We start from the raw sequence: 25,927 nt of genomic DNA on the forward strand, positions 1-25,927 counted from the left end.
TTTGGCGAAGGATCAGCCGATCGCGCAGGCTTTCAGCACTTCGCCGCCAAGCTCGCCAAGGCCTACTTCGCGGTCCGCAGCGCCAAGCTCGATGGCAGCCGTCGGTGCTTCGGAAACCATCGCGGTTGCGCGGTCCTGCACCAGCGTGTGCTGCCCCGCATCGCGCATCAGCTTGAGCCCGCGCGCGCCGTCAGCGCCCATGCCGGTCAACACTGCGCCGACCGACGGCACAGCACTACGCGCGATGGAGCCGAACAGCAGGTTGGCCGAGGGCCGCGCGCCGTCCACGGGATCGCGCTCCATCAGGCGAATGCGCGCCGGCTGGCCGGGTTCTACCACCACGTGGCGATCAGGATCGGCAGCGATGTGGATCGTGCCCGGCGTGAGGTTTGCACCATCCTTCGCCGCGCGCACGTTGCACTTGAGGTCGGTATCAAGCCGCTTGATGAACGTGTCGACCACCATCGGTTCGGCCTGCAGGCACACCACCGTTGGCGGGCAGTTGGCGGGAAAGCCGCCCAGAATCGTCGTCAGCGCATCGATCCCGCCCATCGAGGCGCTGAACGCCGCGATATGGCCGTTCCATTCGAACGGCGCATCAGCCGCGCTCTTGTGATCGGTGCGCGCCTTGCGGTCGTGGACGTTGCTGTTCGCTGCCGCCAGCACGATCTTGCCCAGCTTGCCCACAGTCTTGCTGAACTGCTCCGGCGTGGCTTTCAGCGGCTTGGGAAAACATTCCACCGCGCCCAATTCATAAGCCTTGAGCGATGTTTCGGTGCCAGCCTGCGTAAGGCTGGAAAGCATCACCACCGGCAGCGGATTGGTTTCCATGATCTCGGCCAGAAATTCGATACCGCTCATGCCCGGCATTTCCACGTCCAGCGTGATGACGTTGGGCTTGAGCTCGGCAATCTGATCGCGCGCAGCGCCCGCGTTGGCGGCAACGCCGACCACGCGGACGTTCTTCGCCTCGTCCAGAATATCGGAAAACAGCGCGCGCATCGCGGCGGAATCATCGACCACGAGAACCCGGGCTTCGTGCATGGGGAGGATACCCTTCCTGCTGGCACCGCAAGGAGGGCGGCGCTCTATCCCGCCCGTGCTAGCGCGCGGCTCCCCAGCAAATCCTGCTCAGGCCGTTAAGTATCTCACCTTAACTCCGGTGCAAGCCGCCCTTTGCCGCTTCCCCTCTAGATCAGACGGAACAGCCTGCCTCCCCTGGGGGCCAGCGAGGGAAACCGCCTCTATGCCGACGATCACCCTGCCCCCCCGGTGCGACCGCGCCGCAGCCGAAGCGCTGCTGCCTGAAATGGTTGCCGGCCTTGGTTCGGGCGCGCTCCACATCAATGCGCGCGATTGCACCCAGATCGGGCAGGCCATGCTCCAGCTCCTCGTCAGCGCGCGCCGCACTGGCGATGGCGCGGTGATCGAGCCTTCGGACGCCTTGCGCGAAACCGCCCGCCACCTGGGGCTTGAGGCAGAGCTTTTCGACGGAGTAGCGGCATGAACGCCGAGGAAATCCAGGCCATCTTCTTCGCCGAATGCGAGGAATCGCTGGCTGCCGCCGAGGCGGGCCTTGCTGCCTGCCGCGCAGGCACACAGGACGATGACACCGTTAACGCCGTGTTCCGCGCGGTCCACTCGATCAAGGGCGGCGCGGGCGCGTTCGGCTATGTCGCACTCCAGGCGTTTACCCACACGTTCGAAACGCTGCTGTCCGATGTGCGCGAAGGCGCTGTCCCGCTCAGCGATCCCCTGATCGACCTGCTCCTGCGCGCGCTCGATACGCTGAGCGATCACGTCTCTGCCGCGCGCGGGCTGGGCGAAGTGCCCGATGACGTCGGCCTGCTTGCCGAGCTGACCGCCGCGCAGGCCGCCAATGCGGGTGCCGTGCCAGAAGCAGCGCCCGCGCCTGCCCCGCTGACCGTCGCTTCTGCTCCGGCCGCCGTGGATGATGAGGACGGCGGCGATCCCTTCGATCTCGATGCCATGCTCGATGACATTACCGGCGCGATGGAGCCATCCGCTCCTGCTCCGGCATGGCTGCTCAAGGTCCGGCCCCACGCCGGAGCCATGCGCAATGGCGGCGAACCACTGCTGCTCCTGCGCGAACTCGCCGCGCTTGGCGCGCGCTGCGTCGAATGCGAGTGCGGCAGCGTTCCCCCGCTCGATACGCTCGATCCCGGCACCGGCTACCTCGGCTGGACGTTCGCGCTCGATGCCGATGTCAGCGAAGGCGCGGCGCGCGATATCTTCGAATTCGTCGGCGATGATTGCGGCCTCGCGGTTGGCAGCGATGCGCCGATGCCCGCGATTCGCCCCGCTCCGGCCCCCACTCCGGCCGCCAGCGCCGCACCCGCCGCACCCGCACCTGCCGCGGCCAATGCCGCGCAGCCCGGCGCCGCGCCTGCCCCGGTGGCAGCGCCGCCTGCCCCGCCCGCGCTCGGCCAGTCGATTCGCATCGAACTCGGCAAGCTCGACAAGCTGATCGACGCGGTCGGCGAACTCGTCATCGCGCAGGCGATGATGGCCCAGCGCCTCGCGGGTGATGGCCTTGCGGTGAAGGAAGAACTGACCGTTCTCGAAGGGCTGACCCGCGATATCCAGGAATCGGCGATGTCGATCCGCGCCCAACCGATCGGTTCGGTGTTCAGCCGCGTGCCGCGCATCCTGCGCGAACTGACCACATCCACCGGCAAGCACGTCCGCCTCGAAGTCTCGGGCGAAAGCACCGAGCTCGACAAGACCGTGATCGAACGCCTTGGCGAGCCGCTCACCCACCTCATCCGCAATGCGGTCGATCACGGCATCGAAAGCGCCGAGCCGCGCATTGCCGCAGGCAAGCCCGCCGAAGGCACGCTCACCCTTTCGGCCGAGCACCGTTCGGGCCGCATCCTGATCCGCATTGCCGATGATGGCGCGGGCATCAACCGCGAGCGCGTGTTCGCCAAAGCGGTCGAAAAGGGCCTGATTGCCCCCGATGCGCAGCTTTCCAAGGAAGAGATCGATCACCTGATCTTCGCCCCCGGCTTCTCCACCGCCGCGCAGGTCACCAATGTCTCGGGCCGCGGTGTCGGCATGGACGTGGTGCGCCAGAACGTAAAGGAACTGGGCGGGCGCATCACCATCGACAGCGAACCCGGCAGCGGCACCACCTTCACGCTCACCCTGCCGCTCACGCTCGCCATTTCGGACGGTATGGTCGTCAACGTCGGCGATCAGACGCTGGTCGTGCCGCTGGCCAACGTGGTTGAAAGCCTGCGCCCGACCGAGGCCGAAGTGCAGGGCCTGGGCGCGCACCGCGCGATGATCAACGTGCGCGGGCGGTTCATCCCGGTGCTGCCGCTCCACGCCGCAGTCGGCGCACAAGGCGCGATCGAGCAGGCGCATGAAGGCGTGCTGATTGTCGTCGAAACCGAAGGCGCGGGGCGCGCAGCCCTCCTCGTCGATGCCATCTGCGATCAGCGTCAGGTCGTGATCAAGAGCCTCGATACCCACTACCGCTCGGTCGAAGGCGTCTCGGGCGCCACCATTCTGGGCGATGGCATGGTCGCACTGATCGTCGATGTGGACAGCCTCGTCGCGCGCAGCCTTTCCGGCCAGAACGCAGGCCAATTGCTGGCCGAGGCGGCGTAATCATCATGCTGGCCGCCCCAGAAACGCTGCCCGGGATCAGCCCCGGCGTCTATAGCGCGGAAGACTTCGCTGCGGTGAGCGCCATCGCGCATGCCGAAGCCGGGATCGTGCTGGCCGAAGGCAAGGCGATGCTGGTCTATTCGCGCCTCGCCCCACTGGTGCGCGATTCGGGGTGCGCCACGTTCGGCTCCTATATCCTGCGCATCCGCGAGGACGCTGCCGAGCGCAACCGCGCGATCATGGCGCTGACCACCAACCACACCTTCTTCTACCGCGAGGCGCACCACTTCGAGCACTTCGCCAGCCATGTTCGTCCGGGCCTTGTCGACAGCCTTGCGCGCGGCGGCAAGGCGCGGCTGTGGTCCGCTGGCAGTTCCAGCGGAGAGGAGACCTGGTCGCTGCTGATGACCCTGCTCGGGCCGGATCGCGCTGCCGGGGAGCGCATCGCGCGCGGCGATGTGCGCCTGCTCGCCAGCGACATTGCCGCCCACGCGCTGCGCAAGGCCGAGGCCGCCCGCTACCGCGCCGAAGACCTCAAAGCCGTGCCGGATGCCCTCTCGCGCATCTGGACCGTCCCCGCCGGCGAGGATGCCGAAATTGCGCCAACCGTGCGCTCGCTGGCGCGGTTCCGCACGCTCAACTTGCATGGCCCCTGGCCAATGCAGGGCAAGTTCGATGTGATCTTCTGCCGCAACGTGATGATCTATTTCGATAATCCCACCAAGGAGCGCCTTGTCGCGCGCTTTGCCGAGGCGCTCGTGCCCGGCGGCTGGCTCTATGTCGGCCATAGCGAACGCGTCACTGGTCCCGCGCTCCAGATGCTCGCCACTGCGGGCCCCACCATCTATCGTCGGAGTGAGGCATGAGCCGTGTGAGCAAGCCGATCCGGGTCGTGATCGTCGAGGATTCGCCGACGATGCGCGCAATTCTTCAGGCCCGCTTTGAGCGCGAGGAGGATATCGTCGTCGTCGGCGCCGCTGCCAATGCGCAGGAAGGCCGCCAGATGATCCGCGAGCTTGATCCCGATGTCGTCACCCTCGATGTCGAGATGCCCGGCATGAACGGGCTCGATTTCCTCGAGAAAATCATGGCGCTGCGCCCCACGCCCGTCATCGTCGTCTCCGGCTCGACGCATGAGGGCGCGGAAACCACGGCCCGCGCGCTCGCGATCGGCGCGGTCGGCTGTTATGCCAAGGGCGAAGGCGCGGGCGGTTATTCCTTCGATGATCAGGGCAAGCTCGCCGATCTCGTGCGCGATGCCTCGAAGGTCCGCTTTGTTACCCGCCCCGCCCCGCCTGCACCGCCGACGCCGCCGCGCACCTCCACCGCGCCGCGCAGCCCCACGCTGATCGAACGGCCGCGCCTTATCGCTATCGGCTCCTCAACCGGCGGCGTGGAAGCTCTGCAAGTCCTGCTCGGCGGCTTTCCCGCAGATTGCCCGCCCACGCTGGTCGTCCAGCATATCTCCGCGCGCTTTGCACCCGCTGTCGCGCGCACGCTCGATCAATCGTGCCCGCCCAAGATCGTGATCGCCGAGCCCGATCTGCCGCTGCGCGATGGCCACGTCTATATCGCACCGGGCGATGACCGGCACCTCACCGTGGGCGGCCGCAGCGGCATTCTCCACCAGCGCCTGCGCCACGGCGAGCCGGTCTCGGGCCACCTCCCCAGCGTCGACATGCTGTTCCATTCAGCCGCCGAGATCGTCGGCGGCGGCGCGGTCGGCATCCTGCTCACCGGCATGGGCACCGATGGCGCGGAAGGGCTGCTCGCGCTTGCCCGGGCCGGTGCGCGCACCATCGCGCAGGACGAGGCCACCTGCACTGTGTTCGGCATGCCGCGTGCAGCCATTGCGCTCGGCGCCGCGGGGGTGGTCGCCCCCATCGGCAACATCGCCCGCCACGCCTTCAGCAAGGCGGCCTGAAGCCATGTTCGAACGCCCTATTCCCGGTGCTCTGGAACGCCCCATCGAACGCGTCACGGTGATGCAGGGCCAGGCCCTCGTCAGCAGCGAGCCGCATATCGAGTTCTCGACCGTGCTCGGCAGCTGCGTCGCCTCGTGCCTCTATGATCCCGAAGCGCGGGTCGGCGGGATGAACCATTTCCTGCTGTCCGAACCGCCCGCCGCGCTGGCCGCAACAACGGCGGTGGACGAGCATTACGGCGTCTATCTCATGGAACTGCTGGTCAACCAGATGCTCGGCTATGGCGCGCGCAAATCGCGGCTCAAGGCGCATCTCTATGGCGGGGCCAACGTCAACCGCAACATGATGCGCATCGGCACGGCCAATGCCGAATTCGCGCAGGCGTTCCTGCGCCGCGAAGGCATCCTGGTGATGCGCGAAGACCTTGGCGGCACCAATGCCCGCCGTGTCGATTTCCGTCCGGCCTCGGGCCAGATCCGCTGCCGCACGGTCGAGGATCGCCTCGCTCCGCCGGTCAACCCCACCGCCCGCCCGGACCGCGCGTCTGGCGATGTCGAACTCTTCTGATTTGCAACAAGCGAGCCTGATCATGACCCAGACCACCCGAATCCTGACTGTAGACGACAGCCCGAGCATGCGGGCGCTTCTGAACCATGCGCTTTCGACGCAAGGCTTCGAAGTGGCGCAGGCCGAAGACGGCCTCGCCGCGCTCGATTGGCTCGCGCTCAACGAAGTCGATGTCGTCATCACCGATATCAACATGCCCCGGCTCGATGGTTTCGGCCTGATTGAGCGCCTGCGCGAAGGCACCCGCCACCGCGACCGGCCGATCCTCGTACTCACCACGGAAAGCTCGGACGAGAAGAAGGCGCGGGCGCGCGAAGCCGGGGCGACCGGCTGGATCGTCAAGCCGTTCGATGCCGCCAAGCTCGTCGCCGCCGTGCGCCGCGTGGCGCACTGATCCCTCAAGTCCAAGGAATACTCACGATGATCCGCGAACTCATCACTTTCGAGGTCGAAGGCCAGGTCTTCGGGCTCGACATCATGTCGATCCGCGAGATCCGCGCCTGGACGCCCACGACTCGCCTGCCGCGCGTGCCGCACTATGTCGCGGGCGTGGTGAACTTGCGCGGCACCGTGCTGCCGGTAGTCGATCTCGCCGCCCGCCTCGGCTGGCGTGCGACGGAGCCGACTCCGCGCCATGCGATCATCGTCACCCAGCTCGGCCAGCAAGTCGGCGGCTGGATCGTCGATTCGGTCAGCGATATCGTCACTATCCCCGATCAGACGCTGCAGGCCCCGCCCCCGGGTGTCGGCAATGACAGCGTGGTGCCGTTCCTCGAAGGCCTCGCCGCGATCGAAGACAAGATGGTGATGGTGCTCAACCTCTTCGCGCTCAGCGATGGGGCCCAGCTCGCCGCTGCCGCCTGATCAATCTGCCGCCTGATCCACCTGCCGCACTACGCAAGGAAACTGCGCCGATGGCCCCCGCCAATACCGCCTCGCACCGCCAGATCGCCCTGGTGCTCGAGGAACTGTCGCAGGAAGTCGAAGGGCTTGGCGCGTCGCTCTGCGGCGATATGGACGTGGCCATGCGGCACATGGACAGCCTGCAGGCGATCGACCTGATCGCCCAGAAGCAGCGCAGCCTGGCCAAGCTGCTCCTTGCCGATTGCCTCGAAACCGAAGTGGAGCAGATCGGCCTTGATATCCTGCGCGAGCGGATGCGCCTTATGCGCTGACCGTGCTGCGCTGACCGTGCTGGCCGTCCCGCATCGGGAACGGCCAAAATGTGATGGCAGAACACGCGTGTTGCGCTTGGCGCGGCGGATGATCACAGTAGCTGCTTTCCTTGGGAATGGCAGGCACCATGGCGGTCATCGCGGTCTACAGCGTGAAAGGCGGCGTCGGAAAAACCACCCTCGCGGTCGATATGGCATGGCGCTCGGCGGTGCGGTCGGGTCATTCCACGCTGCTGTGGGATCTGGATCCGCAAGGGGGTGCTGGCTGGCTGCTCGGGCTCGAGGAGCCACCGGAGAGCCACGCGGCCGCGGTGTTCATCAAGGGCAGCAACCCGGCAGACTTCATCGTGCCCAGCCCATATCCGGGCCTTTCGCTGCTCCCGGCGGATCAGAGCATGCGCGGGCTGCCCGCGGCGCTCGCCCGCATCGGCAAGCGCAAGCGCATGGCCCGCACCGCCGCCGCGCTGGCCGCCACACATGCGCGCATCGTGATCGATTGCCCGCCGGTGCTGAACGAGATCAGCGAACAGATTTTCGCCGCCGCCGATCTGCTGATCGTGCCGCTGCCCCCCTCGCCGCTTTCGGCCCGCGCGCTGCCGATGATCCGCGAGGAGATCCTCGAACGACATCCGCGCCACCCGCCGATCCTGCCAGTGCTCTCGATGTACGATGCCCGGCGCAAACTGCACCGCGAAGTCCACACCGGCTTCGCGGCTGGCTGGCCGGTCATTCCCATGGCCAGCGCCATCGAACAGACCGCTGTGCGCCGCGCCCCGCTCGGCACGTTCGCCGCGGCCAGCGATGTGAACGCCCGCCTGCAGCGCCTGTGGGACGGGATCGAAGCGAAGCTGACGATGCAGGCCTCGCTACAGGCCTGACGGCGCTCAGTTCATGAAGGTATCGAGCGCCTCGCCAGCCGCAATCCACGCAGCTTCCGCTGTCTCCAGCACCTCGGCCACTTCGCGGCGCAGCTTGCCCAGTTCGGCCATGCTCAACCGCGCTAGATCGGCGGCTGGCTTGCCGGAACCGGCCAGCGCCGCATCGATGGCCGCCAGCCGCGCCTCGGCCTTGCCGACCGCGCTTTCGGCCTCGTTCACCGCCTTCTGCAGCGCCTTCATTTCCTCGCGGCTTTTCGCCCCGCCCTTCGGCTTCGCGCCGCCAGCGCCGCCCTTGCCGCCATCGCCCTTCGGCTGGTTCCGCCCGAGCACGAAGTCGATGTAGTCCTCGATGCTGCCGGGATAGTCCTTGGCCGTCCCGCCATCGACCAGCACCAGCCGGTCCGCGGTCAGTTCCACCATGTGCCGATCGTGGCTGATCAGGATCACCGCGCCCGCATAGTCGTTCAGCGCCTGAACCAGCGCTTCGCGCGCATCCACGTCAAGGTGGTTGGTCGGCTCGTCGAGGATCAGGAGATGCGGTGCATCGCGCGTGACGAGCGCCAGCGCCAGCCGTGCGCGCTCCCCGCCCGAAAGCGTCGCCGTTTTCGATTCGGCGCGCGGCCCTGAAAAGCCGAAGCGGCCCAGTTGCGCACGCACCGCTGCCGGGGCCTTGCCCGGCATGGCCCGCGTCATCAGTTCCAGCGGAGTCGAATCCCCCGGCAGTTCCTCCACCTGATACTGCGTGAAGTATCCGATCTTGAGCTTGCCCGAAGCGGTCATCCCGCCCTCGCTTGCCGCCAGTTGCCCCGCCAGCAGCCGCGCCAGCGTGGTCTTGCCGTTGCCGTTGCGGCCCAGCATCGCGATGCGGTCGTCCGGGTCGATCCGCAGGTTGAGCCGCCGCAGGATCGGCTTGTCCGCGCTGTAGCCGGTCGCCGCCAGATCGAGCGTGATCAGCGGGGGGCGCAGTTCGTCCGGATCCGGAAACCCGAAGCTCAGCGTCGGGTCTTCCATCATCGCCGTCACGGGCTGCATCTTTGCCAGCATCTTCGCACGCGATTGCGCCTGCTTGGCAGTGGAAGCCCGCGCCGAATTACGCGCAACATAGTCCGCCAGCTTCTTGCGCTGCGCATCCTGCGCGATCTTTGCCGCCGCAATCTGCGCCGCGCGCTCAGCCCTCTGCCGCTCGAACGCGTCATAGCCGCCCGCATAGAGCGCGATCTTCCCGCCCTGCAGGTGGAGGATCGTATCGACCACGTTGTTGAGCAGATCGCGCTCGTGGCTGATCACCACCATCGTGCCGGGATAGCTCTGGAGGAAGCTCTCCAGCCACAGCGTCGCTTCCAGATCGAGGTGGTTCGAAGGTTCGTCCAGCAGCAGCAGATCGGGCGCCGAGAAGAGCAGCGAGGCCAGCGCGACGCGCATTTTCCACCCGCCCGAAAAGCTGTCGAGCGGCAGGGCCTGCATCGCCTCGTCGAAACCCAGCCCGATCAGGATGCGCGCGGCGCGGGCGTCTGCCGTGTAGGCGTCGATGGCGATCAGCCGGTCATAGACGGCAGCCATGCGGTCCGGATCTTCGCAGGTCTCCGCCTCTGCCATCAGCGCGGCACGCTCGGTATCGGCGGCCAGCACGGTTTCAAAGGGCGTCGCCGTGCCCGCCGGGGCAGACTGCGCGATATAGCCCAGCCGCGTGCGCTTGGGCATTTCGATCCCGCCGTCATCCGGCTCCAGTTCACCGATGATCGCCTTCATCAGCGTGGATTTGCCCGCGCCGTTGCGGCCGATCAGCCCCACCTTGGAGCCCGGCTGGATTGTCGCGCTCGCGCGGTCAAGAATGGTGCGTCCGCCCAGTCGCACGGTGAGGCCCTGAATTGTCAGCATGTGCGCGCCCCTAGCAGGCGCGGCCGCAATGCGAAACCCGGCGTGAGCCCCGCCAACAATCCTCCGAAAAATCCGCGCCCTCGCGCCAGCCCGCACTGGACTTGGCAGCCCGCCCTCGTCCATGAGTCAGCCGCATGTGGCAGATCTATCAATTCCCGCTGTGCCCGTTCAGCCGCAAGGTGCGCCTGCTCCTCGCCGAAAAGGGCGTGGCCTATGAACTCATCCGCGAAAACCCGTGGGAGCATCGCGACGAGTTCGAGAAGCTCAATCCGGCGGGCCGCACCCCGGTGCTCCACAACCCGGAAAAGCAGATCACGCTGATCGACAGCCGGGCCATCTGCGAATATTTCGAGGAGACGGTGGACAAGACCCCGATGATCAACGGGACCGCCGTGGGCCGCGCCGAAATCCGCCGCCTTGTCGCCATGTTCGATGAGAATTTCTATGCCGCCGTCACCCAGCCCCTGCTGGAAGAGCGCATGAAGAAGCGTCTGGTCTACCGCCAATCACCCGATTCGCGCGTCCTGCGCGATGCGATGCGGCTCGCCAACGATCACCTCTATTATATCGATTACCTGATCGATAACCGCCCGTGGCTGGCGGGGAGCACGATGAGCCTTGCCGATCTGGCCGCCGCTGCGCAAATTTCCGTCGCGGACTATCTCGGCGGGATCGACTGGTCGCTGCACGAACAGGCCGCCAGCTGGTATTCCGTGTTCAAGAGCCGCCCGAGCTTCCGCCCGCTGCTCACCGAACGCATGGACGTGATCCAGCCGCCCGCGCACTATGCCGATGTAAACGCCTAGCAAACAGGCGGAAGATCAGGCCGCGCGGCTGTCCGTGCGGGTCATGCGCAGCCATTCGCGGGCGCGGCGCTGGGCTTCGGCGATCTCGCGCGCGGTCATGTCGTCCGAAACTTCGGCGCGGCACATCGCGGCTTCCTCATGTCCGCCCACCGCGGCCAGATTGAACCACTTGTGCGCCTCGATCAGATCGCACGGCGCGCCGTGGCTGCCGGTGGAGAACGCCACACCCAGATCGAAGAGAGCGTCCATGTCCCCGGCCGCAGCGGCCGCGAGGCAAGTGGCGACAAGCGTATCGGTCGCCGCGCAATCGGTGCCATCAGCAGAAGTCTCGGTCTCGGCGACCAACTTGATCCAGGTCTGTGTCATCAATTCTACCCCTGTCCCTCAGGGCCACCATCCGGCTGGCCCATGCAGGCACAAAGTCGCCAAACATGGTCAACAAGTGGTTAACGCGCAAAAAAACCGCTCGAATGTCCGAACCGGGTACAACTATGCGCCTTCCGCTTAGGAAAACCTTGTGCGGATTCGGGCACTTGCCTATAGGCCCGCCAACCGGATGCCTTGATCGTCCATTCGCGGGCGACACGGCGTTCCGAAGCGCAAGAGCGGCTGCTTGGAGGGCCGAATGGCTGGTGTGTTGGGTGATGAAATCGACGTGCTGGCCAAAGCCCGCCGGGCCATGCCCAGCGACTATCTCCCTTCCGATGCAGAGCCTTACATGAACGAGGCGCAGCAGGATTATTTCCGCCGCCTGCTGCTCGAATGGAAGAGGTCGATCCTCTCGGCCTCCGCCGGTACGCTTTCCGCGCTGCAGGATGGCCCGATCCGCGAACCCGATCTCAATGACCGCGCCTCCAGCGAAACCGAATGGGGCATCGAACTGCGCACGCGGGATCGGCAGCGCAAGCTGATCGCCAAGATCGATGCCGCGATGCGCCGGATCGATGAAGGCGAATATGGTTACTGCGAAGTCACGGGCGAACCCATCGGCCTTGGCCGCCTGATCGCCCGCCCGATCGCCACCATGACGGTCGAGGCGCAGGAAGCACACGAGCGGCGCGAGAAGATTTCACGCGATATGTGAGGCGCTCCGGGGGCGCGCGGGCAGCAGGCCCGCCTCTCGAACACGACCCGCAAGCATTGCGCCAAACACTGTCCCGGTCCGGTACACACTAGGCATTTCCCGGTAAACACGGCGGCGATTTAAGGTTTCGTTAGGCAGCATCGCTTAGCAATCCTCGTGGAAGTCGAGAGGCTTCCTTGTGAAGTTCGGCCCGGATTGTCTGGTCCGATCAGGGGAGCCTGTTTTGGGCTGATGCGACGGAAACCGGGCGTGACTGAACTCGATCATCGGCAGGTGGGGCGTGACAGCCTCTTTCTCATGGCAGACGTGCGCCTGCTTGGCGCCGGCGATGAACACCGGGTCAAGGTGCGCAACCTTTCGGGTGGCGGCATGATGGCCGAGGGCCATGTCAAGGTGACCCGCGGCGCAAAGCTGGAGATCAACTTGCGCAATATCGGCTGGGTCGAAGGCGTGGTCGCGTGGATTCAGGAAAACCGCTTCGGCATCGCCTTCATGGAAGACATCGACCCCAAACTCGCGCGCGAACCGGTCGCCGCCAAGGCCGAGAGCAGCACGCCGCGCTTCGTCAAACCGGTGCTTGCCACTGTTGACCCGGCCCGCCTGCGCAAGATCTGATCGCGCGCCAGCGCCCCAGGGCAAGAGACCGGCTAAAAATCTGAGGATTCTGGCGGTGGCGGGCATACCCGGCGCTGACCCGCGCTCCGCCGCGTGCTAGTACTTGCAGGCAATGGTGCGCGCCTTCAGCCTTTCCGTGCCCTTTCGGCCCCTGATCGCCGGCCTGGCCCTCGCCGGGCTCGGCTTGCTCATCCTCGGCATTGCGGCGTGCGGGCGGCGCAGCGAAGGTCCGCTGCCGATCGTGCTCATCGGTGATAGCACCGCGCTCGATTCCAGCGGCGTGCGCCTCTCGCCCGCCGCGCGCACCCTGCGCGGCGCCACGGTCGAAGGGCTGGTCGCCTTCGATGCAGAGGGCCACATTGTCCCGGCCATCGCCGATCGCTGGATCATCACCGACGATGGGGAAAGCTACATCTTCCGCCTGCGTGACGGGACATGGCCCGGCGGCGCGCGGATCACCGCAGAAACCGCCGCTGCCGCGCTGCAGGCAGCCCTCGCCCGGCTCAAGGGCACTGCGCTCGGGCTCGATCTCGCCAGTATCGAACAAGTCCGCGTCATGGCCGACCGGGTCATCGAGATCGATCTCAGCGGCCCGGTTCCCGATCTGCTCACCCTGCTCGCCCAGCCCGAGCTTGGCCTGCCCTATGCCCGGCGCGGGTCCGGCCCGATGGCCATCGCGCGGCGCAGCGATGGCATCGAGCTTGCGCTGATACCGCCGGAAAAGCGCGGGCTCGTCCCCGAAGAAGGCTTCACCAGCCATGGCCGCCCCCTGATCGTGGAGTTCCTGCCCGCACCAAAGGCGGTCAAGCGGTTCAACGACGGCGATGCCGATCTCGTCTTGGGCGGGCGGATCGATTCGCTCCCGCTGGCCGAGGCGACCAGCCTTGCGCGCGGCAACGTCCAGCTCGATCCGGTCGTCGGCATGTTCGGCCTGTTGGTCGAAAGCGAGGCCGGTTTCCTCGCCGATGCCCCGAACCGCGAGGCGCTGGCGCTGGCGATAGACCGCGATGCCATCATCGCCGCGTTCAACATCGGCGGCTGGCAGCCCACCACCCGCATCGTTTCACCGGGGATCGAAGGCGATCCCGGCACGGTTGGCGAACGCTGGGTCGGCGTGGCGCTCGAAGCCCGCCGCGCCTTGGCCGCGCAGCGCGTTGCCAAGTTCATGTCTGGCGGGAAATCGGCCCCGGTGCTGCGCATCGCCGCCGCAAGTGGCCCCGGCACGCGCCGCGTGATCGATCGGCTGGCCGCTGATTTCAAGGCCATCGGCGTGGTCGCCGTGCAAGTCGGCGAAGACAAGCCCGCCGAACTGCGCCTGATCGACACGACCGCCCGCTACGGCCGCGTCAGCTGGTTCCTCAACCAGCTCGCCTGTTCGGTCCACAAGCCGGCCTGCAGTCCGCTCGCCGATGACCTCCTCGCCGAGGCGCGGCGGACGGCAGACATGCCCGAACGCGCACGCCTGCTCGGGCAGGCCGTGGCCGAAATCACGACCGCCAACGCCTATATTCCGATCGCCCGCCCGCTGCGCTGGTCTCTGGTGCGCAGCGGCGTGACCGGTTTCGCGCCAAACCCCTGGGGCTGGCACCCGCTTCCCCCGCTGGCGGTCGTCCCCCGGTAGGCAGCCCGTATCGGGGTAAGCCGGGCGCAGGCGGCGGGCGAAAATTAATTTTTCCTTCGCCGGGAGGGAGGTTTTGCGCACAGGCCGCACTTAAGCCCATTTCAGCCGCGCTCGACCTATCCGCAGGCCTCAAGTGGGCAACCGGCAAGGCTAGCGTGTGAAACTTCAGGTGTTCCATGATCCCACCGGACTCCGTGGGCGCCGGATGCGATGGGTTGGATGGGGCTTGCTGGTGATGGCAGGCCTGTGTTTTGCCCTGCTGGCATGGACCCTCACATCGCTTGAGCCGCGCACGGCCCCGAAGCTGGCTGCCGCGCTTTCTGGCGAGCAGGCGCATGCCGCTGCGATACCCCCTTCTCCTGCCAGCATATCTTCCAAGGCATGGCTGCCCGCCATGATGCAGCGCGGAGGACGGCCACCGGCTGATGAGACGCTGGGTTTCTACATGCCGTGGGATGAGGCCAGCCGCCGCTCGCTCCGCGCCAACGTGGGGCAATTGGCGTGGGTTGCCGCGGGCATGGTCTCTGTGCGGGGGCGCGATCACGAATGGATCGAGGCGCGTAACGACGCGCTGATGGAAATTCTGGCAGGCAGCCCCCGGACGCAGCTGCTGCTGATGATCCAGAACGATAGCGAAACCGGCTGGGACGGCGCAAACATGGCGCGGCTGCTCGCCAGTCCGCAGCAACGCCAATCCCTGATCGAGCAGCTGGCGAAAGCCATGACCCGGCACAAGGCCGCCGGTGTGTTCTTCGATATCGAAAACTTGCCCGCATCGGCCCACGATGATTACCGCGCGCTTCTCTCCGAAGCCCGCACCCGCCTGCCCGCGCTGCGGGGTGGCGGCGCGGCGACGGTGATGATCGCGGCCCCCGTGGCCGACGAGAACTGGGACCTTGGCGCTTATGCCCGCGCGGCGGACCGCATCGTGCTGATGGCCTATGATGAACACTGGCAATCGGGATCGCCCGGCCCGATCGCATCGCAGGCGTGGTATGCGCAGGTCGTGGCAAGCGCGGTGGCGCGCACCGGAGCCGATCGCGCAATCGTGGCGGTTGGCAGTTATGCGTTCGATTGGGCCAAGGGGCAGGCGCTGGCGGATTCGATCACCGTGGAGCAGGCTTGGGCCCGCGCAGCGCAGGCCCGGACAGTGCCGCTGTTCGATCCGCGCAGTGGCAACACCGGCTTTGCCTACATGCAATCAGGCGTGCGGCACGAGGTGTGGATGCTGGATGCGCTCAGCGCGTGGAACCAGCTGCGCGTGCTACGCGATGTGCGCCCGGCGGGCGTGGCGCTGTGGCGCCTCGGCAGCGAAGACCCCGCGTTCTGGTCCGTGCTCTCAGCGGCCCGGGCAGGCACGCAGCCTCCGCTGGCCGCCCTGCAGCAGCTGCCCGCCGGGCAGGGCGTGGACTTGCGCGGCACCGGCGAAGTCCTGCGCATGGGCGGCCCAGCGGCGGGCGGCGCGCGCACCATCCGCGCCGATACCGACGGGCTGATCCGCACGGCCAGCTATGACAAGTTGCCGCACGGGCATATCGTCGAGCGGCGCGGCAATGCACCGCACCAGATCGCGCTGACGTTCGATGATGGGCCGGACCCGCGCTGGACACCGCAAATCCTCGATGTGCTGAACCGCTACCACGTGCCCGCCACGTTCTTCGTCACGGGCACGCACGTGCTGGACCAGCCCGCACTGGTGCAGCGGATCGTGGCGCAAGGTTCGGAGCTGGCGAACCATTCGACCACGCACGCCGACCTCGACCGCATTTCGGATGCGGCGGTCGCACTGGAAATCAACGCGACCCAGCGGCTGGTGGAAACCTATACCGGCCGTTCGATGCACTTGTTCCGCGCGCCTTATCTGGGTGACGCAGACCCAGATACGGCAGCCGAATTGCGGGTTGCGCAGATTGCGGCGAAGCTGGGCTATCTGACCGTGGGGCTCAATGTCGATCCGCTGGATTGGCAGACCACCGATGCCGCCACGATCACCGCGCGCACGATTGCCCAGATCGAGGCCGGGACCACCAGCTATGCGCGCCGGATCGTGCTGCTGCATGATTCGGGCGGTGATCGCAGCGCAACCGTGGCGGCCTTGCCCGCCATCATCCGCGGACTGCGTGCGCGCGGCTATGAATTCGTGCCGGTTTCAACCCTCGCCGGGCTGACCCGCGATGCCGCGATGCCGGTGGTGGCAGGCAGCAAGGCGAAGCCCGCAAGCATGGACGGCCTGCTGTTCGAGGCGCTGCGCGTGGGGCGCGGGGCCATCGGTTGGCTGTTTGTGGCGGCGGTTGCGCTCGGGCTGCTGCGCGTGCTGCTGCTTTCGGCGCTGGCCGTCTGGCAGACCCGCCGGATCGCGCAGGGCCTGCACCGCGTGGCAGCGCCAGCGCACCTTGTGCCGCGCTTCATCTCGGTGCTGATCCCGGCCTTCAACGAAGAACGCGTGATCGCGGCATCGGTGCGCCGGGCGCTGGCCACGCAGGGGATGCGGGTCGAGATCATCGTGATCGACGATGGCTCGTCCGACCGCACGAGCGCGATTGTGCGGGAGGCGTTCGGCCTCGATCCGCGCGTGCGCCTGCTGACACTGGAAAACGGCGGCAAGGCCCGCGCGCTGAACGCGGGGCTGGCGATTGCGAAAGGCGATGTGATCGTCGCGCTCGATGCCGATACCCGCTTCGAACCGGACACGATTGCGAAGCTGGCCGCGTGGTTTGCCGACCCCGGGATCGGCGCGGTGGCAGGCAATGCGAAGATCGGCAACCGGGTCAACTGGCTCACCCGCTGGCAATCGCTGGAATACATCACGGCGCAGGCGCTGGAGCGGCGCGCACTGGAGGCGCTGGGCGCGGTGACGGTGGTGCCCGGCGCCGTGGGCGCGTGGCGGCGCGCGGCGCTGGACGCGGTGGGCGGCTACCCATCGGACACGCTGGCCGAGGATCAGGATCTGACCATCGCCATCCAGCGCGCGGGCTGGCGGGTGGCCTGCGAATACGATGCGATCGCGTGGACCGAAGCGCCCGAGACCGTGCGCGCACTATTCCGCCAGCGCTATCGCTGGGCCTTTGGCACCTTGCAGTGCCTGTGGAAGCACGCCGCCGTGATGGGCCAGGGGCAGCCGCGCGGTCTGGCATGGTTCGGACTGCCGCAAGCGTGGCTGTTCCAGATCGGGCTTGGGCTGATCTCACCGATCGTCGACGTGGCGTTGGTTGTGGGCCTTGCCGATGCAGGCTTGCGCACGTTCAGCCACGGCTGGGGTGTGATGTCAGAGGATCTGACGCGGATGCTGGCGTTCTGGCTGGTCTTTTCGGTGGTGGAATGCGCCTGCGGGGCCTTGGCCTATCGCATCGATGGCCGGGAGGGCCGCCTGCCGGTGCTGCGCATGCTGGCGATGCGCTTTGGCTATCGCCAGCTACTCTATGCCGTCGTGATCCGTGCGGTCGGCTCGGCGCTGCACGGGGTAAAGGTGCGGTGGGGCACGCAGCAGCGCAGCGGGAACATGACCGCCGAGGCTGAACCGCCGATCACGCAGGCCGGGCCGGATGTGGATCGCGGCGACGAGGGCCTGCCGCCGATTCCCGTGGCCGCCTAGCCCAGCAGTTCCTCGATCTGGGCGAGGCGTTCCTTGCCGAAGAACATCTCATCACCCACGAAGAAGGTGGGGATGCCAAAGGTGCCGCGATCGACCGCGTTCTGCGTGTTGGCCGCGAGCCGGTCCTTGACCGGGGCGGATTGGCTGGCCTCAGCGAGCGCAGCGGCGGGAAGGCCGGCGGCAGCGATGACGGCATCAATGGCGGCGCTGTCTGACGGATCGAGACCCTGCTCCCAGATCGCGCGCAGGAACGCTTCCGCGAAGGCTTCGCCGCAGCCGAGATCGATGGCGGCGAGAAGCAGGCGCAGCAGTTCGACCGAGCGGAACGGGAAAGCCGGGTTCATGCGGAACTTCGTCAGGCCGTGGCGGGCGATGAAGCGCTGCATTTCGAGCTGCGCATAGGCGTTCTTGCCCTTCACGTCAGCATCGCGGACGAACGGCGGCGCATTGCCGGTCAGCTTGTGCATGCCGCCGAGCAGCACGGGCGTGATGGTGATGGCTGCGCCCTTGCGCGCGGCAATCTCTTTCAAGGGCCACCACGCGAGATAGCCGTTGGGGCTCACAAAATCGAAAATGAACTCGACGGTCCGGGTTTCGGGAGTTTTGGTCATGTCAGAAGCGCTCCTGCCAAGGGCGAAGGTCAAGCTCGTGCGTCCATGACGAGCGGGGTTGCTGGTGCAGCCAGACGAAGGCCTGTGCGGCGTCTTCGGGCTTGAGCACGGAATCTTCAGCGAGAAGCGGGGCAACGTCTTCAACCCGTGAGCGCAGGAAGGTGCCGTCGATGGCGCCGTCGCAGACGACGTGGGCGACGTGAATGCCCTCGGGGCCGAGTTCGCGCGCCATGGATTGGGCGAGCGCGCGCAGGCCGTGCTTGGCAGCCGCGAAAGCGGCAAACCCCGCGCCGCCGCGCAAGGAGCCGGTTGCACCGGTGAACAGGATCGTGCCCTCCCCGCGCGGGGCCATCACGCGCGCGGCTTCCCGGCCCGCGAGGAAACCGGCGAAACAGGCCATTTCCCAGACCTTGTGGAACACGCGCGCGGTCGTCTCGCGGATGCCAAAGCGGACATTGGCGCCGATGTTGAACACGGTGACGGCAATGGGGCCGATCTCGCGCTCGATCTGATCGAACAAAGCCGCGGTTTCCTCTTCGGAGCGGGCGTCTACGCCAAAGGCATGGGCCTGGCCGCCCTCGGCGCGGATTTCGGCGCAGAGCGCTTCGAGTTGATTGATATGGCGTGCGCGGCGCGTGACGCAGACGGTGAGGCCGGTGCGCGCAAAGGCCCGCGCGATGGCACCGCCGAGCCCGTCACCCGCGCCGATGACAAGGCAGACGCCGCTTGCCGGTGCTTCGCTCATGCCTCTCTCCCGTTCTCCCATGCGCTTGGTAGCTTGCGCAGTGTGCAGATAGCAATCGCGGGAACGAATTGTCGCTGCTAGGTTTGCGGCCCATGAGCAGTTCTCCCTTTCGCGCCGCCGTTGTGCAGGCAGCATCTGATCCGGCCGGCAGCGGCGCTTCCGCAGCCAAGGCCGCCCGCCTGATTGCAGAGGCCCATGCGGCAGGGGCGCGGCTGGCGGTGTTTCCCGAAGCCTTCATCGGCGGCTATCCCAAGGGCGCGCGGTTTGGCGCGCCCATCGGGTTGCGGCAGCCGGAGGGGCGCGAGGCTTTTGCACGGTATTTTGCCGCAGCCGTAGCGCTGGACGGGCCGGAGATTGCGCTGGTGCGCGAGGCGGCAGGCGCGGCGGGCATGGTCGTGGTGATCGGCGTGATCGAACGGCTGGGTTCGACGCTCTATTGCACTGCCCTCATCATCGACGGCGCGAGCGGCACCATGGCGCACCACCGCAAGCTGATGCCGACAGCGGCGGAGCGGCTGGTCTGGGGCTTTGGCGATGGCTCCACCCTGCCTGCGGTGGAAACTGCGCTGGGCACCGTGGGCGCGGTGATCTGCTGGGAAAACTACATGCCGATGCTGCGCATGGCGATGTATGGCCAGGGCGTGACGCTCTACTGCGCGCCGACCGCCGATGACCGCGACGGGTGGGTTTCGACCATGCGGCACATCGCGCTCGAAGGGCGCTGCCATGTGCTCTCCGCCTGCCAGTTCCTGCAGCGGCGCAATCTGCCTGAAGGGCAGGAATGCGTGCTGGGCGAAGACCCCGACACCGTGCTGATGCGCGGCGGCAGCCTGATCATCGGGCCTCTGGGCGAAGTGCTGGCAGGGCCGGACTACAGCGGCGAAACGGTGCTCTATGCCGAGATCGATCCCGCCGAAATCGCCCGCGCACGCTATGATTTCGATCCGGTGGGCCATTATTCCCGGCCCGATGTGTTCCGCCTGACGGTGGACCGGCGCGCCAAGCCGGCCGTGGCGTGGACGGACGAGGCGGAGTGAACGCAAACAATTTGATTCACTCGATTGAATCACGGTAAACCTTAGGGTAAGCGGGTGGGCAAAGGCTCCATCGAGAGTCGCGCGGGAGAGAGCCCTTGAGCATAGCCACCCCAACCGGAACCGAGCGGACGGAGACCAAGCGCAAGCCGATCCTCTCGCTGCTGCGTGTCGTCGAGATGAACCTCGGGTTCCTCGGCCTGCAATTCAGCTTTGGTCTGCAGCAGGGCAACATGGTGCCGATCTATTCCTGGCTCGGCGCGGATGAATCCAATCTGCCCATCCTGCAACTCGCCGGGCCGATGACCGGCCTGCTGATCCAGCCGCTTGTGGGCGCGCTGTCTGATCGCACCAATTCGCGCTTTGGCCGCCGCACGCCCTATTTCCTGATCGGCGCGGTGATGTGCAGCCTTGGCCTGCTGTTCATGCCGTTTTCTGCCAGCATCCTGATGGCGGCGAGCCTCTTGTGGCTGCTCGATGCGGGCAACAACATCACGATGGAGCCCTACCGCGCCTATGTCAGCGACCGGCTGGACGAGAGCCAGCACGAGATCGGCTACCTGAGCCAGAGCGCGTTCACCGGCCTGGCGCAGTGCCTTGCGTTCCTTTCGCCCTCGATCCTCGTCTACTGGGTCGGGATTGATCGCAATGCGGTGGACGCGCACAATATCCCGACGATCACGCACATCTCGTTCATGATCGGCGCGGTGCTTTCGATCACCACGATCCTGTGGTCGATCTGGCGCGTGCCCGAATTGCCGCTGAGCGAGGACGAGAAGGCGCGCATTGCCGCCGCCCCGCGTTCGGCGGGCGCGACGCTGGGCGAGATTGGGCGCGCCATCGTGGAAATGCCGCAAGCGATGCGCAGCATGGCGTGGATGAGCCTGTTCCAGTGGTACGGCTTCTCGATCTACTGGTCGTACAGCTCGCTTTCGATCGGGCGTTCGATCTACGATACCGCCGACAAGAGCAGCGAGGCGTTCCGCGCGGCGGTGCTGACGACGCAGCAACTGGGCGCGTTCTACAACCTCGTCGGCTTTGTCGCGGCGCTCGCGATGGTGCCGATCTCGCGCGCGCTGGGTGCCTCGCGCGTGCACATGGCCTGCCTTGCTGCGGGCGGCATCGGCATGGCGGCGCTGGCCCACGTATCGGGCGCGGCGAACGCGCCGGGGCCGATCTTCTCCGCGCTCGCCATGCCGGACCTCGGCAGCCACACCCCGCTTCTACTGATCGCGGTGACGCTGGGCTTTTGCTGGGCGAGCATCATGGGCAACCCCTACATCATCCTCGCCGGATCGATCCCGCCAGAGCGGACCGGCGTATACATGGGCATTTTCAACATGATGATCGTGATTCCGATGCTGCTGAACGGGCTGACCTTCGGGTGGATCTACAACCACGTGCTCGGCGCAGACCCGCGCAATGCGCTGACCTTTGCCGGTGTGCTGCTGGTAGCTGCGGCGGTAACGATGCTGCGCGTGCCCGATCCGCGCCGGGCGGCAGGGCTGGCACATGCCTGAGGCAACGCCGCAGATCATCGCGCTGGAAAGCCCCGGATGCAGCGCCGTGTGGGAACTTCCCCCCGGCGAGGCACCGCTGTGGCGATATTGGGGTCCGCGTCTGCCGGACGGCGCGCGCCCTTCTGCCAGCTTGCGCAGCGAGCGGCCCGAACCGAGTTTTTCGCTCCATTTCGATCAGCCGCTGACGGTGTTTCCCGGCTTCGGCATGGGCTGGTTTGGCCAGAGCGCGCTGCTGGCGGACCGGGGCGGGCGCGACTGGTCGTTTCAGGCGGGCGAATGCAAGGTCGAGCGCCCCGATGCGCAGACCGTGCGCTTCGTGCTGCATGATACAGTGGCGAAGATCGCGGTGACGACAAGCTATTCGCTCGATCCCGCGACCGATGTGATGACCGTGCGGACAGCGCTTTCCAACCTTGGCGATGCACCGCTGCACGTGCAGTGGCTGGCCGCCGCCGCGCTGCCGCTGCCCGAGGATGCCGCCGAAGTCCATTCGTTGGCCGGGCGGCACAATTCCGAATTCGTGCCCGTGCGCGATCCGCTCACCCGCAGCATCTGGCGGCGCGAGAACCGGCGCGGACTGACCTCGCACGATTGCTTCCCCGGCGCGGTGGTGACCTGCGGCGATGGCAGCGCCTATGGCGCGCAGATCGCGTGGTCGGGCAATTCGGTGCAGACCATCGAGTGGGTCGATGACGGGCGGCACCAATGGCAGCTGGGCGAATGGCTGGCCCCGGGCGAAGCGATTCTTGCGCCGGGCGCGGTGCTGCAGAGCCCCGAAGTCTTGGCAACGGCCTCTGCCGAGGGGCAGAACGGCGTGGCCCACGCGTTCCATCGCGGCATTCGCGCGCGGATGACATGGCCGGGCGGGCCTGAAGGTGCCGCCAAGCGGCCAGTGCACATCAACACGTGGGAAGGCTTCTACTTCAAGCACGACGAAGCCGCGCTCATGGACCTGGCGCGGGCAGCGGCCAGCATCGGGATCGAGCGCTTCGTGCTCGATGACGGCTGGTTCGGCAAGCGCGATGACGACACCTCCTCGCTCGGCGACTGGACGGTCGACACGCGCAAATACCCGCGCGGACTGGGACCGCTGGCGAAGACGGTGACCGACCTCGGCATGGAATTCGGTCTGTGGGTCGAGCCGGAAATGGTCAACCGCAACAGCGACCTCTATCGCCGCCATCCCGATTGGGCGCTGCATGTGGATGGGCGTCCGCTGCTCGAGGCGCGCAATCAGCTGGTGCTCGATCTCGCCCGGCCCGAGGTGAGCGCGTACCTGTTCGACGCAATCGCCGCGCTGCTGCGCGAGCTGCCGATCGGCTACCTCAAGTGGGACCACAACCGCGATCTCGTCCATGCCGGGAACCACCCACATTACCGCGCGCAAGTGCTGGCGACCTATGCGCTTATGGACCGGCTGCGGGCGGCCTTCCCGAACGTGGAGATCGAGGCTTGCGCCGGTGGCGGGGGGCGGATCGATGCAGGGATCATGAAGCGCACGCACCGCTTCTGGACCTCGGACTGCATCGACGCCGTATCGCGCGCGGGGATGCAGCGCGGGTTTCTCCAGTTCATGCCGCCCGAAGTGATGGGGAGCCACGTGGGGGCAAGCCCGGCGCATTCGACCGGGCGTTCGCAATCGATGGCGTTTCGCTGCGGCGTGGCGCTGCCGGGGCATTTCGGCGTGGAACTCGATGCGAGGAAGCTGGGTGAGACCGAGCGCAAGGAACTGATGGCTGGAATCGAGCACTACAAGGCGCTGCGGGAACGGCTGCATCAGGGCCGCGTCTGGATGGGCGAAGTGGGTGACGGCGCCGTGTGGCAGGCGCATGGTTCGGCTGAGGACATGGTCGTGCTGGTGACGCGCACGTCGCCCACGACGATGCGGCACCAGCCCAACCTGAAGCTTCCGATGGCGGTGCCGGGGCGCAGCTACACGATTGCGTCCGACAAGGGCGAGTTGATGACCATGGACGGCGGCTGGCTTTCGCGCGTCGGCTTTGCGGTTCCACCAATGCCGGGTGAGGCCGTGCTGGTGCTGGAGGTGCGATCATGAGCTTCGATCCGGCGGAGCATCCGCACCGGCGCTATGATCCGCTGAGCGATACCTGGCTGCTGGTGTCCCCGCACCGCGCCAAGCGGCCGTGGCAGGGCGCGGAAGACGTGCCCGATGTGACGCGCCCGCCCGCGCATGATCCCGGCTGCTATCTCTGCGCAGGCAACACGCGGGTGAACGGGGAGCGCAATCCCGACTATACCGGGACTTACGTGTTCGCGAACGACTTTGCCGCGCTGCTGGCCGACACGCCCGCGCCCGCAGCGGGCAGCGGGCTGTTCCGCGCCGAGCAGGCGACCGGCGAGGCGCGGGTGATCTGCTTCTCGCCCGATCACGGCCGCACGCTGCCCGAGCTTTCGCAAGACGAACTGCGCGCGGTGATCGATTGCTGGTGCGCGCAGACGGCGGACCTTGGTCAGCGCTATTCCGTGGTCTCGATCTTCGAGAACAAGGGCGCGATGATGGGGTGTTCGAACCCCCATCCGCACGGGCAGGTCTGGGCAACCAGCCATGTCCCGCAGCTGATTGCGACCGAAGACCGCACGCAGGCGGCATGGCTGGCCGAGAAGGGCCTCTCCATGCTGGCGGAGCTGGTCGAGGTGGAAGCGGATGGCCCGCGCGTGGTCTGCCAGTCCGAGCATTGGCTGGCCATCGTGCCGTGGTGGGCTGTCTGGCCGTTCGAGACACTGCTGCTGCCGCGTTTCGATGTCGCGCGGCTGCCGGACCTGACCAATGCGCAGCGCAGCGATCTGGCGGTGATCCTCGCCGATCTCACCACGCGCTATGACAACTTGTTCCAGTGCCCGTTCCCCTATTCGATGGGCTGGCACGGCGCGCCGTTCGGGCAGGAGGCGACAGCCCACTGGCGACTGCACGCGCATTTCCATCCGCCGCTGCTGCGCTCTGCCTCTGTGCGCAAGTTCATGGCGGGGTTCGAGATTCTGGCTGAGACGCAGCGCGATCTGACCGCCGAGCAAGCCGCCGAGCGGCTGCGTGCTTGTGGCGGCCCGCATTTCAGGAGCGGCACATGAGCGTCCTCGCGCAGCAATTCGCGGCAGCCTTCGGCGCGCGCCCTGCCCTTCTCGCGCGCGCACCAGGGCGGGTGAACCTGATCGGCGAGCACACCGATTACAACGACGGCTTCGTGCTGCCCGCCGCCATCAGCGTGGAATCGCGCATTGCCGCCAGCCCGCGCAGCGACGGCCTGATCCGGGTGATGGCCTGCGACTTTGGCGGAGCCACGGCGGAATGGCCGGTCAACGCGCCATTCGCAGGCAATCCCGCCGAGCCATGGGCGGACTACATTCGCGCCATGACGACAGCGATGGCGGAGCGCGGGCACACGCTGACCGGCGCAGACATTGCGGTGAGCGGAACGGTGCCGAAGGGCGCGGGGCTTTCCTCCTCCGCCTCGCTCATGGTGGGCATCGGCACGGCGCTGGCGGCGCTTTCGGGCCTGACCATTGCGCCCGCAGACATGGCACTGATGGCGCAGGCGGGCGAGTGCGACCATGTCGGCGTGCGCTGCGGGATCATGGATCAGCTGGCTTCGGCCGCGGGGCGGGGGGGCCATGCGCTGATGATCGATTGCCGCTCGCTGAATGTGCAGCCAGTGGCGCTGCCCGCGGGCGCGCAGATCCTGATAGTCCATTCGGGCGTGGAACGCGGGCTGGTCGAAGGCGCCTACAACGAACGGCGCGCGCAGTGCGAGGCAGCGGCGGCGGCGATGGGCGTGGCGGCGCTGCGCGATGCCGATCTGGCCATGCTGGAACGCGCGCGGCTCGATCCGCTGACCACGGCACGGGCGCGGCATGTCATTACCGAGAACGCCCGAGTGCTGGCGGCAAGCGAGGCGCTCGCGGCGGGCGATCTCGTCAGCATGGGCGCGCTGATGGCGGCTTCGCACAGTTCGATGCGCGACGATTTCGAGATCACCGTGCCCCGGATCGATGCGCTGGTGGCCGAACTGCGCGCGCTGATCGGCCCCGAAGGCGGCGCGCGGATGACCGGCGGCGGCTTTGGCGGCGCGGTCGTCGCGCTGTGCCCGGCAGGCCGCGCCGATGCAGTGCTGGACGCCCTCACCTACCGCAAGCCCGACGGCACGCCGCCGCTGGTGCTGCGCGAAACCGCTTGCGGCGGGGCTGGCCTCGTCATGCCTTGAGTTTCCACCGTCCCCGCCTTTCC

At 67.0% G+C, this 25,927-nt stretch carries 24 protein-coding genes; 19 read left to right on the plus strand and 5 right to left on the minus strand.

Translation table 11 applies throughout. The features are described 5' to 3' along the window. Positions 1-12 precede the first annotated feature (12 nt). Entirely contained in the window at positions 13-1,044 is a 1,032-nt protein-coding gene (locus CFE35_RS17085; protein ID WP_292932385.1) for a chemotaxis protein CheB, read from the minus strand. Positions 1,045-1,246: 202 nt separating this feature from the next. Here CFE35_RS17085 and CFE35_RS17090 point away from each other — a divergent pair, with 202 nt between their 5' ends. The 9 genes from CFE35_RS17090 to CFE35_RS17130 all read left to right on the plus strand — a co-directional run bounded on the left by CFE35_RS17090 (position 1,247) and on the right by CFE35_RS17130 (position 8,181). After that, the gene (locus CFE35_RS17090) at positions 1,247-1,507 is read left to right on the plus strand and encodes a chemotaxis protein CheX (RefSeq protein WP_292932387.1); all 261 of its coding nucleotides are present in this window, start codon (positions 1,247-1,249) and stop codon (positions 1,505-1,507) included. Further along, positions 1,504-3,636, plus strand: a complete 2,133-nt coding sequence (locus CFE35_RS17095; RefSeq protein WP_292932389.1) for a chemotaxis protein CheA — start codon at positions 1,504-1,506, stop codon at positions 3,634-3,636. Before CFE35_RS17090 ends, CFE35_RS17095 begins: the two co-directional genes overlap by 4 nt. Before the next feature lie 5 nt (positions 3,637-3,641). After that, a complete protein-coding gene (locus tag CFE35_RS17100) occupies positions 3,642-4,502 on the plus strand; it encodes a protein-glutamate O-methyltransferase CheR (RefSeq protein WP_292932390.1) in 861 nt (286 codons plus the stop codon). Further along, positions 4,499-5,560, plus strand: a complete 1,062-nt coding sequence (gene cheB / locus CFE35_RS17105; protein ID WP_292932392.1) for a chemotaxis-specific protein-glutamate methyltransferase CheB — start codon at positions 4,499-4,501, stop codon at positions 5,558-5,560. The genes CFE35_RS17100 and cheB overlap by 4 nt, the downstream gene beginning before the upstream one ends. Positions 5,561-5,564: 4 nt before the next feature. Beyond that, a complete protein-coding gene (locus CFE35_RS17110) occupies positions 5,565-6,128 on the plus strand; it encodes a chemotaxis protein CheD (protein WP_292932394.1) in 564 nt (187 codons plus the stop codon). A 22-nt stretch (positions 6,129-6,150) separates the two neighbouring features. Next, positions 6,151-6,522, plus strand: a complete 372-nt coding sequence (locus CFE35_RS17115) for a response regulator (RefSeq protein ID WP_054121927.1) — start codon at positions 6,151-6,153, stop codon at positions 6,520-6,522. Between the two features lie 26 nt (positions 6,523-6,548). Next, a complete protein-coding gene (locus CFE35_RS17120) occupies positions 6,549-6,992 on the plus strand; it encodes a chemotaxis protein CheW (protein WP_292932397.1) in 444 nt (147 codons plus the stop codon). 50 nt (positions 6,993-7,042) lie between these two features. Further along, positions 7,043-7,303, plus strand: coding sequence for a hypothetical protein (locus CFE35_RS17125; protein ID WP_292932399.1), 261 nt, complete (start codon positions 7,043-7,045; stop codon positions 7,301-7,303). Positions 7,304-7,419: 116 nt separating this feature from the next. Beyond that, on the plus strand, positions 7,420-8,181 hold the full coding sequence (locus CFE35_RS17130; RefSeq protein ID WP_292932401.1) for a ParA family protein: 762 nt from the start codon (positions 7,420-7,422) through the stop codon (positions 8,179-8,181). 6 nt (positions 8,182-8,187) lie between these two features. Here the strand turns inward: CFE35_RS17130 and CFE35_RS17135 are convergent, their stop codons facing one another. Beyond that, positions 8,188-10,059 carry an ABC-F family ATP-binding cassette domain-containing protein gene (locus tag CFE35_RS17135; RefSeq protein WP_292932403.1) on the minus strand — a complete coding sequence of 624 codons (1,872 nt, stop codon included), beginning with the start codon at positions 10,057-10,059 and terminating at the stop codon, positions 8,188-8,190. A gap of 134 nt (positions 10,060-10,193) precedes the next feature. Between CFE35_RS17135 and CFE35_RS17140 the strand changes: the two genes are divergently transcribed. Next, entirely contained in the window at positions 10,194-10,865 is a 672-nt protein-coding gene (locus tag CFE35_RS17140; RefSeq protein WP_292932405.1) for a glutathione S-transferase family protein, read from the plus strand. Positions 10,866-10,880: 15 nt separating this feature from the next. Here the strand turns inward: CFE35_RS17140 and CFE35_RS17145 are convergent, their stop codons facing one another. Next, positions 10,881-11,231, minus strand: a complete 351-nt coding sequence (locus CFE35_RS17145; protein WP_292932407.1) for a hypothetical protein — start codon at positions 11,229-11,231, stop codon at positions 10,881-10,883. A 259-nt stretch (positions 11,232-11,490) separates the two neighbouring features. On the opposite strand from CFE35_RS17145, the gene dksA reads away from it, so the two are divergent. The 4 genes from dksA to CFE35_RS17165 all read left to right on the plus strand — a co-directional run bounded on the left by dksA (position 11,491) and on the right by CFE35_RS17165 (position 17,777). Then, the gene (gene dksA / locus CFE35_RS17150) at positions 11,491-11,949 is read left to right on the plus strand and encodes an RNA polymerase-binding protein DksA (RefSeq protein WP_292932408.1); all 459 of its coding nucleotides are present in this window, start codon (positions 11,491-11,493) and stop codon (positions 11,947-11,949) included. Between the two features lie 249 nt (positions 11,950-12,198). After that, positions 12,199-12,564, plus strand: coding sequence for a PilZ domain-containing protein (locus CFE35_RS17155; RefSeq protein WP_292932409.1), 366 nt, complete (start codon positions 12,199-12,201; stop codon positions 12,562-12,564). A gap of 136 nt (positions 12,565-12,700) precedes the next feature. Continuing rightward, positions 12,701-14,185, plus strand: coding sequence for an ABC transporter substrate-binding protein (locus CFE35_RS17160; RefSeq protein ID WP_292932410.1), 1,485 nt, complete (start codon positions 12,701-12,703; stop codon positions 14,183-14,185). Between the two features lie 235 nt (positions 14,186-14,420). Continuing rightward, a complete protein-coding gene (locus CFE35_RS17165; RefSeq protein ID WP_292932411.1) occupies positions 14,421-17,777 on the plus strand; it encodes a glycosyltransferase in 3,357 nt (1,118 codons plus the stop codon). Here the strand turns inward: CFE35_RS17165 and CFE35_RS17170 are convergent. Next, positions 17,774-18,388: a 2-hydroxychromene-2-carboxylate isomerase gene (locus CFE35_RS17170; protein WP_292932412.1), complete on the minus strand. Its 615-nt coding sequence runs from the start codon at positions 18,386-18,388 to the stop codon at positions 17,774-17,776. The genes CFE35_RS17165 and CFE35_RS17170 overlap by 4 nt on opposite strands. Before the next feature lies 1 nt (position 18,389). Then, the gene (locus CFE35_RS17175) at positions 18,390-19,133 is read right to left on the minus strand and encodes an SDR family NAD(P)-dependent oxidoreductase (RefSeq protein WP_292932414.1); all 744 of its coding nucleotides are present in this window, start codon (positions 19,131-19,133) and stop codon (positions 18,390-18,392) included. Positions 19,134-19,225: 92 nt separating this feature from the next. On the opposite strand from CFE35_RS17175, the gene CFE35_RS17180 reads away from it, so the two are divergent. The 5 genes from CFE35_RS17180 (at position 19,226) to galK (ending at position 25,904) form a co-directional block, all read left to right on the plus strand. Beyond that, on the plus strand, positions 19,226-20,170 hold the full coding sequence (locus CFE35_RS17180; protein ID WP_292932416.1) for a carbon-nitrogen hydrolase family protein: 945 nt from the start codon (positions 19,226-19,228) through the stop codon (positions 20,168-20,170). Positions 20,171-20,346: 176 nt separating this feature from the next. Then, a complete protein-coding gene (locus CFE35_RS17185) occupies positions 20,347-21,687 on the plus strand; it encodes an MFS transporter (RefSeq protein WP_292932620.1) in 1,341 nt (446 codons plus the stop codon). Continuing rightward, positions 21,680-23,743 carry an alpha-galactosidase gene (locus CFE35_RS17190; protein ID WP_292932418.1) on the plus strand — a complete coding sequence of 688 codons (2,064 nt, stop codon included), beginning with the start codon at positions 21,680-21,682 and terminating at the stop codon, positions 23,741-23,743. The genes CFE35_RS17185 and CFE35_RS17190 overlap by 8 nt, the downstream gene beginning before the upstream one ends. Beyond that, entirely contained in the window at positions 23,740-24,774 is a 1,035-nt protein-coding gene (locus tag CFE35_RS17195) for a UDP-glucose--hexose-1-phosphate uridylyltransferase (RefSeq protein WP_292932419.1), read from the plus strand. Before CFE35_RS17190 ends, CFE35_RS17195 begins: the two co-directional genes overlap by 4 nt. After that, complete coding sequence (gene galK / locus CFE35_RS17200; protein WP_292932421.1) at positions 24,771-25,904, plus strand: galactokinase; 1,134 nt, start codon at positions 24,771-24,773, stop codon at positions 25,902-25,904. The genes CFE35_RS17195 and galK overlap by 4 nt, the downstream gene beginning before the upstream one ends. Positions 25,905-25,927: the final 23 nt, after the last annotated feature.

The organism is Novosphingobium sp. PASSN1 (assembly GCF_002278815.1).